The sequence below is a fragment of the Gordonia paraffinivorans genome (assembly GCF_900683595.1).
Classification (GTDB): Bacteria; Actinomycetota; Actinomycetes; order Mycobacteriales; family Mycobacteriaceae; genus Gordonia; species Gordonia paraffinivorans.
Map to the genome: position 1 here is coordinate 796,900 of NZ_CAACYD010000005.1, position 13,065 is coordinate 809,964.

At 68.2% G+C, this 13,065-nt stretch carries 10 protein-coding genes and 1 tRNA gene; 6 read left to right on the top strand and 5 right to left on the bottom strand.

The window, feature by feature from the left end; genetic code table 11:
- Positions 1-18: 18 nt before the first annotated feature.
- The 3 genes from ettA to E1P53_RS05815 form a co-directional block, all read right to left on the bottom strand.
- Positions 19-1,692 (bottom strand): energy-dependent translational throttle protein EttA, encoded by a 1,674-nt coding sequence (gene ettA, locus E1P53_RS05805; protein WP_006898443.1) that lies wholly within the window; start codon positions 1,690-1,692, stop codon positions 19-21.
- A gap of 412 nt (positions 1,693-2,104) precedes the next feature.
- Positions 2,105-2,593, bottom strand: coding sequence for a single-stranded DNA-binding protein (locus tag E1P53_RS05810; RefSeq protein ID WP_131733692.1), 489 nt, complete (start codon positions 2,591-2,593; stop codon positions 2,105-2,107).
- A 200-nt stretch (positions 2,594-2,793) separates the two neighbouring features.
- Positions 2,794-4,818, bottom strand: coding sequence for a bifunctional copper resistance protein CopD/cytochrome c oxidase assembly protein (locus E1P53_RS05815; RefSeq protein ID WP_131733693.1), 2,025 nt, complete (start codon positions 4,816-4,818; stop codon positions 2,794-2,796).
- A 131-nt stretch (positions 4,819-4,949) separates the two neighbouring features.
- Here E1P53_RS05815 and E1P53_RS05820 point away from each other — a divergent pair.
- Positions 4,950-5,023, top strand: a tRNA-Arg gene (locus E1P53_RS05820).
- Positions 5,024-5,182: 159 nt separating this feature from the next.
- Here the strand turns inward: E1P53_RS05820 and E1P53_RS05825 are convergent.
- Positions 5,183-5,701 carry a GNAT family N-acetyltransferase gene (locus tag E1P53_RS05825; protein WP_131733694.1) on the bottom strand — a complete coding sequence of 173 codons (519 nt, stop codon included), beginning with the start codon at positions 5,699-5,701 and terminating at the stop codon, positions 5,183-5,185.
- Positions 5,702-5,995: 294 nt separating this feature from the next.
- Here E1P53_RS05825 and E1P53_RS05830 point away from each other — a divergent pair, with 294 nt between their 5' ends.
- Together E1P53_RS05830 and E1P53_RS05835 are read left to right on the top strand one after the other, a co-directional pair.
- Entirely contained in the window at positions 5,996-6,244 is a 249-nt protein-coding gene (locus E1P53_RS05830) for a hypothetical protein (RefSeq protein WP_131733695.1), read from the top strand.
- Positions 6,244-7,974: an alpha/beta hydrolase gene (locus E1P53_RS05835; protein WP_131733696.1), complete on the top strand. Its 1,731-nt coding sequence runs from the start codon at positions 6,244-6,246 to the stop codon at positions 7,972-7,974. Before E1P53_RS05830 ends, E1P53_RS05835 begins: the two co-directional genes overlap by 1 nt.
- 22 nt (positions 7,975-7,996) lie before the next feature.
- On the opposite strand, the gene E1P53_RS05840 is transcribed toward E1P53_RS05835, so the two are convergent.
- The gene (locus E1P53_RS05840; RefSeq protein ID WP_131733697.1) at positions 7,997-9,316 is read right to left on the bottom strand and encodes a uracil-xanthine permease family protein; all 1,320 of its coding nucleotides are present in this window, start codon (positions 9,314-9,316) and stop codon (positions 7,997-7,999) included.
- 139 nt (positions 9,317-9,455) lie between these two features.
- Here E1P53_RS05840 and E1P53_RS05845 point away from each other — a divergent pair, with 139 nt between their 5' ends.
- The 3 genes from E1P53_RS05845 (at position 9,456) to cmrA (ending at position 13,044) form a co-directional block, all read left to right on the top strand.
- Positions 9,456-10,004: a PadR family transcriptional regulator gene (locus E1P53_RS05845; protein ID WP_006898436.1), complete on the top strand. Its 549-nt coding sequence runs from the start codon at positions 9,456-9,458 to the stop codon at positions 10,002-10,004.
- A 79-nt stretch (positions 10,005-10,083) separates the two neighbouring features.
- Entirely contained in the window at positions 10,084-12,147 is a 2,064-nt protein-coding gene (locus tag E1P53_RS05850) for an NADPH-dependent 2,4-dienoyl-CoA reductase (RefSeq protein ID WP_109237837.1), read from the top strand.
- Between the two features lie 90 nt (positions 12,148-12,237).
- Entirely contained in the window at positions 12,238-13,044 is an 807-nt protein-coding gene (gene cmrA / locus E1P53_RS05855; protein ID WP_006898434.1) for a mycolate reductase, read from the top strand.
- The last annotated feature ends 21 nt before the right edge of the window (positions 13,045-13,065 follow it).

A 13,065-nucleotide genomic window follows, 5' to 3' on the forward strand; every position in this document is an offset into this window, starting at 1 on the left:
TGCCGGACGGGGTGGGCATTAGTCGCGGGTGAGTTTGCGGTGGGTCACCCGGTGCGGTCGAGCGGCGTCGGGGCCGAGGCGCTCGACCTTGTTGGCCTCGTACGCCTCGAAGTTGCCCTCGAACCAGAACCACTTGCCCTCTTCGACGTTGCCCTCCCACGCGAGGATGTGGGTACAGGTGCGGTCGAGGAACCAGCGGTCGTGGCTGATCACGACGGCGCAGCCGGGGAACTTCTCCAATGCGTTCTCCAGCGAGCCGAGGGTCTCGACGTCGAGGTCGTTGGTCGGCTCGTCGAGCAGGATCAGGTTGCCGCCCTCCTTGAGGGTCAGCGCCAGGTTGAGTCGGTTGCGCTCACCGCCGGAGAGCACACCGGCCGGCTTCTGCTGGTCGGGGCCCTTGAACCCGAAGGCGCTGACGTAGGCGCGCGACGGCATCTCGTTCTGGCCGACCTCGATGTAGTCGAGCCCGTCGGAGACGACCTCCCACACGGTCTTGTTGGGGTCGATGTTCGCGCGGTTCTGGTCGACGTAGCTGAGCTTGACCGTCTCGCCGATCTTCACGGTGCCCGAGTCGGGCTCCTCGAGACCGACGATGGTCTTGAACAGCGTGGTCTTGCCGACGCCGTTGGGACCGATCACGCCGACGATGCCGTTGCGCGGCAGAGTGAACGACAGGTCCTTGATCAGGACGCGGCCGTCGAAGCCCTTGTCGAGGTGCTCGACCTCGACCACGACGTTGCCCAGACGCGGCGGCGTCGGGATCTGGATCTCCTCGAAGTCGAGCTTGCGTGTCTTCTCCGCCTCGGCGGCCATCTCCTCGTAGCGGGCGAGGCGGGCCTTGTTCTTGGTCTGGCGGGCCTTGGCGCCCGAGCGGACCCAGGCGAGCTCCTCCTTGAGGCGCTTCTGCAGCTTCTGGTCCTTCTTGCCCTGGACCTCGAGACGCTCGGCCTTCTTCTCCAGGTAGGTCGAGTAGTTGCCCTGGTACGGGTGCAGCTTGCCGCGGTCGACCTCGCAGATCCACTCGGCCACGTGGTCGAGGAAGTACCGGTCGTGCGTCACGGCGAGGACCGCGCCCGGGTACGAGGCGAGGAACTGCTCGAGCCACAGCACCGACTCGGCGTCGAGGTGGTTGGTCGGCTCGTCGAGGAGCAGCAGGTCCGGCTTGCTCAGCAGCAGCTTGCACAGCGCGACGCGGCGGCGCTCACCACCGGACAGGTGGGTGACCGGGGAGTCGCCGGGCGGGCAGCGCAGCGCGTCCATGGCCTGCTCGAGCTGCGAGTCCAGGTCCCACGCGTCCGCGTTGTCGAGGTCCTCCTGGAGCTTGCCCATCTCCTCCATGAGCTCGTCGGAGTAGTCGGTGGCGAGCTTCTCGGCGATCTCGTTGAAGCGGTCGAGCTTCACCTTGATCTCGCCCATGCCCTCTTCGACGTTCTCCTTGACCGTCTTCTCCTCGTTGAGGGGCGGCTCCTGCAGGAGGATGCCGACGGTGGCCTCGGGGTCGAGGAACGCCTCGCCGTTCGACGGCTGGTCGAGGCCGGCCATGATCTTGAGGATCGACGACTTGCCGGCGCCGTTCGGACCCACGACGCCGATCTTGGCCCCGGGGAAGAAGGACATGGTGACGTTGTCCAGGATGACCTTGTCGCCGTGCGCCTTGCGCACGTTCTTCATCGTGTAGATGAACTCGCCCACGAAAAACTCCTTCGGTCCTGCGATGCCGGTGGATGTCAGCAGATGCTCGACTGCGCGCTCGGCCGGCGCGCATACATGGACTCCAGCCTAGTGGTGTCCGGAGTCGGGTCGGTCGCCCGGTGACCGGACGCCTCGTGCAGGCACCCGATCAGCACGTCGGAGCGCGTCTCGTCGCCTGCCGCGGCAGCCCGGTGTGGGGGCGTGCGACGTCGAGGTTCGCCTGCTCGCGGCCCCCGAGACGCCCGCCACTTGTGATTCGCACGACCCAACGGCGACCGGTGGCGGGAAATTCCCGGGCGCAGCGCATCGCCCGGACCATGCGCTGCCCGGCATCACGTCCGCGATCGCGTCGACGCGCGGCGCCGACGGCCGCATCCACCGGCAACGGGCGCAGTCGGACCGAAGGAACTGTTCAGGCCGCCGAGGGGGTGTCGGCGGTGCGCTCCGCCGCCGGACGTTCCTCGAGACGACGCTCGGCTGCCCGCGACCCGGACCTCGGCCCCTCGGCCTTCGGCAGATCGGACTTCAGCACCTCGGACCGAGGTGTCCCGCGATAGGTGACGATGCACCGACTCAGGTCCAGCCCCACCGAGATCGCGGTCATCTCCAGGTCGGATCGGCGCGACCCGTCGGGCATCGGGTACTCGTTGGTCTTGATCTGACCGTGCGCGATGATCGGACGCCCCTTGGCCACGGCGAGCCCGACACCGGCGAGAAGCCGGCGCCAGCAGCTGATCGTCAGATAGAGCGTCGGGCCGTCGACCCACTCCCCGGTGCGCTTGTCGATGCGCCGTGAATTGGACGCCACGCGAAAGGAGATCACGTCCTCCCCGGTGGTGGTCTGGCGGCGGCGCGGCTCGGACACGACGGTCCCGATGACGGTGGTGAAGGTCTCGTACATACTCGTCTCCTCCTGGTCGGCCACGAGGTGGTGTGGCCGCATCAGCATCACCCCCGTCGCACGGCACAACCGGCGTCGTGATCGGGATGTGGAGAACTCCGGGCCGTTACCCACAGATCTGCGGGCGGATCGAGATATCCGTTCCCGAGAACGCGCCATGCGGATGCGAAAGGTCCTGCTCGGCCTGAGCCCGGCGGGGTTCAGCTGCGCTTGTTGAGCTCGCGCAGCATGTCGTTGTAGCTCTCCAGCTCCGAGTCGTGGTCGCGCTCGGCGTTGCGGTCGTAGCGGCGCGCCTGACGGGTGTCGCTCTTCTGCCACTGCACCAGCAGCGCCAGCATGATGACCACCAGCGGGATCTCTCCCGAGGCCCAGGCGATTCCGCCGCCGACGCGCTGGTCGGCGAACAGGTCGTAGTTCCACGGCAGTTGGAGTCCGCGGTAGTAGGACTCGGCGATCACCGCAGAGGTCATCATCAGGGCGATGCCGAAGAAGGCGTGAAACGGCAACGACCCCAGCACGATTCCGAGTTTCGCCGGCGGCGCCACGTTGCGCGGCGCGGGGTCGATGCCGATGACGAGCCAGTAGAACAGGTAGCCGCTCAGCAGGAAGTGCAGGTTCATCAGCAGGTGCGCGGCGTGGTACTGCACAACCGCCTCGTAGACACCGCCTAGGTAGAGGATGTAGAAGCTGCCGACGAACATCACCGACGCGAACAGCGGATGGGTGATGAACTTCGAGTACCCCGAATGCACCCCGGCCTGAATCCACTCGCGCGGACCCGGCGGGTTTCCGCGACCCGCGGGCGGCAGGGCACGCAGGGCGAGGGTCACCGGGCCGCCGAGGATCAGCAGCACCGGGATCATCATCGACATCAGCATGTGCGAGATCATGTGCACGCTGAACATCGCCGGCGCGTAGCGTCCCAGGCCCGACGACGTGGCCAGGAGCAGCAGCAGGCATCCGAGCAGGAAGGCGAAGGTGCGGCCGACCGACCAGTCGTCGCCGCGCCGCCGCAGCCGAATGACACCGCGCAGGTAGACCACCGCCAGGACGATCGCGGCGGTGCCGAAGATCAGGTCGAAGCGCCAGTCGGTGAGGAACCGGACGAAGGTGGGCGAACCGGCGAGGTCGTAGCCGATCGCGTTCTTCGTCGTGGAGATCTCCGAGGTGTCGATCAGCGGCGGCGGGGTCCGGCTCAGACCGACCGCGAGACCGAACGTCGCCGCGAAGACCATCAGTTCGACCAGCCCGAACCGGACGAACAGCGAGGGACGCTCCTCGGACTCGAGCTGGGCGATGGTCACGCGACGATGCCATGCGCCGAGCGCGCCGAGGACGACCAGCGCGACGATCTTGCCCACGACGAGTCGGCCGTACGTGTCGTCGAACAGCTCGCCGATGGGCACGCGGACCAGTGCATTGATCACCCCGCTCGCCCCGACGACGAGAATGCACCAGAACGCGACACGCGAGAAGCGCCGAACCGCCAGCGCCCGCCACTTCCCCGACGAGAGCGCGTAGACGACGACCGCGGCGAGCCCGCCGAGCCACAGCGTCGCCCCGACGATGTGCAGGATGAGGCTGTTGGTCGCGACGTCGTGGTCGCCGCCGGCCGACGAGTGTCCGGCCAGCGCGGACGGCATCAGGCTGAGGACGACGAACCCGATGACGATGGTCGTCAGGCCCCATTTGAGGATGATCCGCGCGACGATCGCCGCGACCAGGGCGAACACCGCGGTCCAGAACCAGGTGCGCACCTCGGCGACCTGGCCGTAGGCCGTCATCAGGTTCTTCGGCAGGATCGCCTCCGACAACGGCGAACCGCTGACCTCCGACGCGGCCAGGGGCATCAACAGCACGGCGCACACAGACCACACCAGCGACGCCGTCGCGGCGACCCTGATCGCGCGGTAACCGCCGACGTCGAGCACGTGGTCGGTTTGCGGCGGCACGAAGAACGCGGCGAACACCGCCGACCCGAGGGCGATCGCGGCCCCGAACTCGCCGATCGCGGTGAGCGTCGGCAGTCCGTAGGTGGTGATCGGGCCGGGGTCGGGAACGCCGGTGAGCTTCAGCGCAGTGGCCGCCGAGATCGCGGTGACGGCGACCGCGACGACCGCGGCGAGCCACCCGCCTGCCCACAGGATCGCGGTGACGACGCCGCGCGGTTCGTTCATCGCGTCGCGTTGCTGATCCGCGGGGGCGGACGTCGACGTGCGGGTCATTCCTCAACTGTAGGTCCGGGGCCCGCCCACACCGCTGCCGACCTGCTGCGGCCGTGGCGTGCGGCACATCCGCGGGACGGGCGGAGCGATGTCGTAGACTCCTTGTGCTCGACGCCACGACGCGTCGGCAAGCCTCCGTAGCTCAGCTGGATAGAGCAAGGGCCTTCTAATCCCTAGGTCGCAGGTTCGAGTCCTGCCGGGGGCGCCGCGTGCGCCGGGTCGGTTCCTCCGACCCCGCCCCGTTCTTCCTTTCGGCCGACTCGTTTCCCAACCGCCGATCCCATTCGCGTGAAAGGAACCGGTCGAGCGTGACCAGATGCACAGCTCGGTCACGCTCGAGATCTTCAGGCCGGCGGCTGCCCTCTCAGATCCCGAACGGCTCCGCGTACCTCACCATCCCCGCCGGGATCGGGCTCCCGTCCAGGCTGAGCACCATCAGCGACTCGGCCGGCACCTCGATACTCAGCCGCACCCCGTGGTCGACGGCGCGCGCGAAGCCGAACCTCGGGTAGTAACCGGCGTGACCGAGCACCACGACGGCGCTCTCCCCCTTGGCCCGCGCGGCCTCGAGGACCGCGGTGATCGCGACCGACCCGGCACCCGTCCGCTGATGCGCGCCGAGCACGGCACACGGCGCCAGACACAGCGCGGGGACGTCGTCGATGTGGCATCGGGTCAGCAGCGCGTATCCGACCGGAAGGCCGATGGCGGTGTCGTCGGCGGGCACGGCCACCATCGACAACCCGTCGATCCAGGCCGGGTCCGCACGCAGCGCATCGACGAGGTCGGCCTCCTCCGAGGTGTCGAACGCGTCGAGAATGATCTCGCGCAACCGCCCGATGTCATCGGGGCGTTCGGGCCGCGCTTGCCATTGCGACCGCATCTGTCTCCATGACTCCGGCCGGGTCATGAGCACCTCCCTCACTGCGGCACCGGGCCCACCGTAACCGCACCATCCCGCTCACTGCGACGGCTTTTCGGAAACGGTCCACGGAACCGGGAGCGCGTCCGGTGCGTCCAAACCGAGCACCACCGCTCGGTGGGCAGCAGCGTCTGGAGGACCATGTCACACCCTCTCCCACTCTCTTACCGCATGTCCCTGCAGTACCGGCTCAGCGATGAATACCGCACGGAGAAAACGACTTTCGGTGTGACTCCGGCAGACATAGATTCGATCGTGAGGTCGTGGAGCAGCAACGCCGTGGCCGTGCACGCGATCGACGTCGAGCCCCTGTCCGCCGCCCACGGACCCTCGAGTCGAGTGGCCCGCGCCCTGAACGCCGCCGCCGGCCCGGCGGAACGTGCGCTCGCCTCCGTCGGAACCCGGTTGACCGACCTGAGCGCGGCACTCACACGCTTCAGGGCCGACGCCGTGTCCAGCGACACGAAGGCGGCCACGGCGTTCGACGCCCTGCGAGATCGCTGATGCGCCCGACCATCCCGGCACTGCTGAAATGGCAGCCGCAGACGTTCGCCGACGCCGGTACCTGCGCGTCCGAGGCGGCCGAGGCCCTCGACACCGCCGTCGGCAGAGCCGTGACGGCCTTCGACTCGGCGAGGTCCTGGCGCGGGCTCACCCACGCCGCGGCGCAGCGGCGCGTCGGCGAGGAACACGACCACGCCGACGAGGTCCGCAACGTCCTGCAGATGATCGCCGACGAGGCGTCCGACGCGGCGGTCGCTCTCACGCATGCGCGCGACCACGCACTCCGCCTTCTCGACACCGCCACCGACGGCGGGTTCCGGATCGCCGAGGACGGCACGGTGACCCACCCCGACCCCGACCGCGCCGCATCGGCCGCCGATCTCACCGGGCAGATCACCGCCGCACTCTCCACCATCGACGAACTCGACGAGCTCTACGGGACGCGGCTGGACGGCTACACCGCCGACCTGGCGTCGATGATCGACGGCCAGCCGGACGTCACGCTGCCGGGCGGCACGATGATGGACCCCGACGATGCGGTCATGATGCTCCGCTCGCTCACCGAGTCGCAGATCCGCGATGTCCTCGAGAAGATGAGTCCCGCCGACGTCAGGCGCCTCGTCCAGGCGAATCCCCATGTGATGGGCAATCTTCCGGGTGTGCCGTTCGAGTGGCGCATCCCGGCCAACGAGGTCAACATCCGCAATGCCCTCGCCGAGGAGATCCGCGCCGGTCGCGGTCAGGGCCGCCGCGCCCGAACCCTGCGCGAGATGCTCGAGCCCGTTGCCGACCCGACGAACCCGAACCCCGCCGCAGGCGACGACGGCCTCGTCGAGCGGCAGTTCATCACCTTCGTGAACACGCCCCGCGGGCGCATGGTCGAGATGATCGGAACCCTGCGACGCAACACCCGCAACGTCGCGGTGTATGTGCCGGGCACCGGGACGAACATGGACTCGGCCGGCGGTGACAACCGGCGCGCCGCCGCCGAGCTCGCGGCCCAGACCGACGGCCCGGTGTTCCTCTACCTCGACGGCGACCTCCCGCAGGATCTCGTCGCCGCCACGAGCACCGAGTACGCCGCCGAGATGGCCCCGCGGTTGGCGGTCTTCGGCCACGAACTCGACGCCGAGCTCGCCGAGCACGCCCCGGCGGCGAAGAGCACGTTCATCGGCCACTCATACGGCGGATCGGTGGTCGGAACCGCCGAACAACTGGGGCTGGCGCCCGACCGCGTCATCTACGCGTCCGCGGCGGGCACCGGCATCCTGGATCTCCCGCACCCGGCGGGAGTCGATCGGTACGCACTCACCTTCCCGGGAGATCCCATCCATATCTCCCAGCTCCTGCCCTTCAACCCGCACGGTGCCGATCCCGACACCACGGCCGACGTCACCCGATTGGCGACCGGCACTGTCGAGATCGACGGCAAGACCTACGTCGGCGGACTCAAGACCCATGGCGGCTACTGGAACGATCCGGACTCGACCGCCTTCCAGAACATGGTCAAGGTCATCACCGGCGAGGATCCGGTTCTCCACGGCAGAGACAGACCCTCGATGCCGAGTCTCCCGACACCACCGCCGGCGCCGCCGTGGTGGACCCGCCTGTTCGACGACGCCGGTCCTCCGGGGCCGCTCCCCGACATCCCGTTGCCGAGGGTCCCGGGTCTCCCGAGGCTTCCGATACCCCTTCCGATACCCGATGTACCCCTGCGGCTGCCGTGGTGACGGGACGGCTCGCTCCCGGTGCTCAGTGGGCCTCGGGAACCTCGCGCCGCTCGTCGGGGACCGCCGTTCCGCGCCACCCGCCGATGACACGCATGCTGTGGTAGATCACGAGGGCCGCCACCGACCCGAGCGAGATGCCGGCGAACACGAGATCGCCGATCTGCCATGTGTAGTCGGCGATACCGATGATGAGCGGGATGGCCGCGGTGAACTGGTTGATCGGCTTGGAGAAGTCGACCTTGTTGCTCACCCAGATCTGCACGCCGATGATGCCCACGAGGCCGTACAGCGCGGTGGTCACGCCACCGAGGACGCCAGGCGGGATCGCGGCGATGACCGCGCCGACCTTCGGCGACAGGCCGAGCAGGATCGCGGCGGCGCCGGCGATCCAGTAGGCGGCCGTCGAGTACACCTTGGTCGCCGACATCACGCCGATGTTCTCGGCGTAGGTGGTCGTCGCCGAGCCGCCGCCACTGCCGGCGAGCACGGTCGCCAGTCCGTCGGCGGCGATGGCGCGACCCATGACGTCGTCGTAGTCCTTGCCGGTCATCATCGCCACCGACTTGACGTGGCCGATGTTCTCCACGACGAGGACCAGCACCACCGGCAGGAACAGCGGCAGGACGCCGAACTCGAAGGTCGGGGCCTGGAAGTCGGGCAAGCCGATCCATGCGGCGTCGGCGATGCCCGAGGTGTCGATGTAGTCGTTGTCGGGGTCGATCCAGTCGAGCACCACCGCCAGCAGGTACCCGAAGACGACGCTGACGAAGATCGCGAGCCTGCCCAGCAGCCCGCGGAACAGCACCGCCGACGCGACGAGCAGGACCAGGACGATCGTCGCCAGCACCGGGTCTGCCACGAAGTTGTTCTTCGCTGCGGGTGCGAGGTTGAGACCGATCAGCGCGACGATCGTGCCGGTGACCACCGGCGGCATCAGCACCTCGATCCACCGGACCCCCGCGAAGTGGCAGATCAGGCCGATGACGACCAGGAGCGCGCCCACGGCCACCAGGCCGCCGAGCGCCGAGGACGCTCCGTCGGAGGCCACCGCCGCCGTGACCGGCGCGATGATCGCGAAACTCGAGCCGAGGTAACTGGGCAGGCGGTTCTTGGTGATCAGCAGGAACAGGATCGTGCCGATGCCGGAGAACAGCAGCGTCGTCGACGGCGGGAACCCGGTGAGCACCGGGACGAGGAAGGTGGCGCCGAACATCGCGATCACATGCTGCAATCCGATGCTCGCGGTCCGCGGCCAGGTCAGTCGCTCTTCCGGAGCGACAACGGTGTTGGTGGTGAGTGTCCAGGACAGGAAGTTCCGGGAGCCCTTCTCCGGTTCGGTCATGCCGAACAGTCTGCGACACCGGCCTGCGCGCCGCGCGGCGGCTCACCCTTCCGGCACGGCGTGCTGCACAAATCCATATGCAACAAGAGTTATATACACCTTGTTGCATAGTGCGCTGTTGCAGTGTTAGCGTGCCCACATGGCGCTCGAACACGCGATCCTGGTCTCGCTGGCGGAGCGACCGGGCACGGGCTACGAGATCGGCCAACAGTTCGACCGGTCGATCGGCTACTTCTGGTCGGCCACCCACCAGCAGATCTATCGCACGCTGAAGAAGCTCCTCGACGACGGACTCGTCAGCGTCGAGTCGATCAGCCAGGACGGCCGGCCGGACAAGAAGGTCTACACGATCTCCGACGCCGGTCGAGAAGCCCTGGCCGAGTGGGCGATGAGCCCCACTCCCCTGCAGCCCCTGCGCAGCGACATCGGGGTCAAACTGCGCGCCGCCGAGTTCGGCGACCTCGCCGCGATCATCGGCGAACTGAAGGCACACCGCGACGCCCACGTCGCCCAACTGAAGTTGTACGAGGGATTCCAGGCCGAGTACTACCCCGAGCCCGAGTCCCTCACCGGCCGCAAGCTGCACCAGTACCTGGTGTTGCGCGGCGGCATCCTACAAGAGCAGGGCTACATCGAATGGTGCGACGAGGTCATCCCGGCCCTCGAGCGCGAACTCGCCGGTGGCTGAACACCATCCGAACCCGAACTCCCCTCAGATTGACCGTCTCACCGAACGTCCCGACGACAACCAGATGAAAGGTCGCGTCATGTCAGCCCACACGGCACAACCCAATCCGCACTATCCGCACCTGTTCACGCCGCTGCAGATCGGCGGGATGACCATCGAGAACCGCCTGGTGATGGGCTCCATGCACACCGGCCTCGAAGACCGACTCTGGGACACCGACAAGCTCGCCGCATACTTTGCCGAGCGCGCGAAAGGCGGTGCGGGACTGATCATCACGGGCGGTTTCGGCACCAGCCGCACCGGCTTGCTCGCGTTCGCCGGCGGCAAGATGACCAACGCCCTGGACTGGCGGCGCCACCAGCGTGTCACCAAGGCGGTCCACGACGAGGGCGGCAAGATCGCGATGCAGCTCATCCACGCCGGCCGCTACGGGTACACCCCGTTCAAGGTCGCGCCGGGCACCGAGCCGTCGCCGATCCACCCGTTCAAGCACCTGAAGATGACCGAGCCGATCATTTGGCACGTCATCAAGTCGTTCGGCCACTCGGCCAAGCTGGCCCGCAAGGCCGGATACGACGCCATCGAGATCATGGGCGGCGAGGGATACCTCATCAACCAGTTCCTCTGCCCGCACACCAACGACCGCACCGACAAGTGGGGCGGCAACACCGAGAACCGGCAGCGTTTCCTGGTGGAGGTCATCAAGGAGATCCGCCGCCAGGTCCCACGCGACTTCCCGGTCATCCTGCGCCAGTCGGTCGCCGACCTCATCCGCAACGGTCAGACCTGGGACGAGATCGCGCTGATGGCCCGCAAGGCCGAGGAGTTCGGCGTCGACGCCATCAACACCGACATCGGCTGGCACGAGGCCCAGGTCCCGACCATCGTCACCTCGGTCCCCCGCGGCGCGTTCGTGAAGTTCACCGAGCGTCTGCGCGACGAGGTGTCGATCCCCCTGATCGCGGCCAACCGCATCAACACCCCGGAGTTCGCCGAGGAGATCCTCGCCAACGGCCGGGTCGACGCCATCCAGATGGCGCGTCCGTTCCTCGCCGACCCGTACCTGGCGAACAAGGCCCGCGAGGGTCGCGCCGACGAGATCAACACCTGCATCGGCTGCAACCAGGCCTGCCTCGACCACGCCTTCGTCGGCAAGAAGGTCTCGTGCCTGGTGAATCCGCGCGCGGGCCGCGAGACCACCCTGGTCCTCAGCCCGACCCGCAAGGCCAAGCGCGTCGCGGTCGTCGGCGCCGGCCCGGCGGGTCTGTCGGCGGCGGTCTCGGCCGCCGAGCGCGGCCACAAGGTCACTCTCTTCGAGGGAGGAGACAGCATCGGCGGCCAGTTCTCCATCGCCGCCCGCATCCCGGGCAAGGAGGAGTTCAACGAGACCATCCGCTACTTCACCCGCAGGATCGAGGTCCTCGGCATCGACCTGCGGCTGAACACCCGCGTCGACGCCGACACCCTGATCGCGGAGAAGTTCGACGACGTGATCGTCGCGACCGGCGTGGTGCCGCGCATCCCGGATTTCCCCGGCGTCGACCATCCGATGGTCATGTCCTACGCCGACGCCGTCCTCGGGCACCGCGAGATCGGCAAGCGCGTCGCCGTCATCGGCGCCGGCGGCATCGGCTTCGACGTCAGCGAGTTCCTCGTCACCGACGAGTCCCCGACGCTGAACCTGAAGGAATGGGAACAGGAATGGGGCGTCACCGACGACCCGGAGAAGCCCGGCTACGTCACCAAGCCGCGCCCGCTGCCGCCCGCCCGCCAGGTCTACATGGTGCAGCGCAAGCCCGGTAAGCAGGGCAAGTCCCTCGGCAAGACCACCGGGTGGGTCCACCGGGCGACGATGAAGATGAAGGGCGTCGAGCAGATCAGCGGCGCGACCTACGACAAGATCGACGACCAGGGCCTGCACCTGAGCTTCCGCGACGACGAGGGCAACGTGACCGAGACCCGCCTCCTCGAGGTCGACAACGTGGTCATCTGCGCCGGCCAGGAGTCGGTGCGCGACCTCGTCGATCCGCTGACCCTCGCGGGCGTGACGACCCACGTCATCGGCGGCGCCGACCACGCGGGCGAACTCGACGCCAAGCGGGCCATCCGACAGGGCACCGAGGTGGCCGCCGGGATCGACTGACCGCTCGGTCATCTCACCCCACTCGCGTCACCGCCGTTGCGTCCCGACTCCTCCACGGACCCGGACGCAACGGCGGTTACGATTGCGCACATGCCGGTACCGCCGCCTTCTGAAAACGCCCGCGCCGTCGTCACCGGGGCCTCCTCCGGCATCGGACGCGAGCTCGCCCGGGTCCTCGCCGCCCGCGGCCATTCGGTCATCCTCGTCGCCCGCCGCGGCGAACTCCTCGAAGAACTCGCCGTCGAACTGCGCAGCAACCACGACGTCGCCGTCGAGGTCCGCGCGGTCGATCTGTCCGACCCCGCCAGGGTCGAGGTCCTCGCCGCCGAGTTCGCCGGACGCGAGATCTCGGTCCTGTGCAACAACGCCGGCATCGCCACCTTCGGGCCGGTCGCCGAACTCGACCCCGACTACGAGCGCGCCCAGGTCCGGCTGAACGTCAACGCCGTTCACGATCTGACGCTCGCGGTGCTCCCGCAGATGGTCGAGCGCGGCGCCGGCGGCATCCTGATGGTCGGTTCGGCCGCGGGCAACATGCCGATCCCCAACAACGCGACGTATGCGGCGTCGAAGGCCTTCGTCAACACGTTCAGCGAGTCGCTCCGTGGTGAGGTCTCCGGTCAGGGCGTGCACGTCACACTGCTGGCCCCCGGCCCGGTGCGCACCCACACCCCGTCGCCCGAGGAGGCCTCGATCGTCGACAAGGTGGTGCCCGACTTCCTGTGGCACAGCTCGGCGAAGGTGGCCGAGATGAGCCTGGATGCGTTGGAGCACAACAAGATGCGCATCGTGCCCGGCACTCTGTCGAAGGCGATGTCGGTGGCCGGCGGCTACACCCCGCGCGCCATCGTGGCGCCGATCGTCGGCGGCTTCTACAAGAAGTTCAGCGCCGAGTGACGATCCGACACCGCGCCGGGT

Excerpts from the sequence above, each read along its gene's own strand:
- E1P53_RS05835 (WP_131733696.1), top strand. The coding sequence starts at position 6,244 with ATGCGCCCGACCATCCCGGCACTGCTGAAATGGCAGCCGCAGACGTTC.
- E1P53_RS05845 (WP_006898436.1), top strand. The coding sequence starts at position 9,456 with ATGGCGCTCGAACACGCGATCCTGGTCTCGCTGGCGGAGCGACCGGGC.
- E1P53_RS05850 (WP_109237837.1), top strand. The coding sequence starts at position 10,084 with ATGTCAGCCCACACGGCACAACCCAATCCGCACTATCCGCACCTGTTC.
- E1P53_RS05840 (WP_131733697.1), bottom strand. The coding sequence starts at position 9,316 with ATGACCGAACCGGAGAAGGGCTCCCGGAACTTCCTGTCCTGGACACTC.
- E1P53_RS05815 (WP_131733693.1), bottom strand. The coding sequence starts at position 4,818 with ATGACCCGCACGTCGACGTCCGCCCCCGCGGATCAGCAACGCGACGCG.
- E1P53_RS05810 (WP_131733692.1), bottom strand. The coding sequence starts at position 2,593 with ATGTACGAGACCTTCACCACCGTCATCGGGACCGTCGTGTCCGAGCCG.
- E1P53_RS05825 (WP_131733694.1), bottom strand. The coding sequence starts at position 5,701 with ATGCGGTCGCAATGGCAAGCGCGGCCCGAACGCCCCGATGACATCGGG.
- cmrA (WP_006898434.1), top strand. The coding sequence starts at position 12,238 with ATGCCGGTACCGCCGCCTTCTGAAAACGCCCGCGCCGTCGTCACCGGG.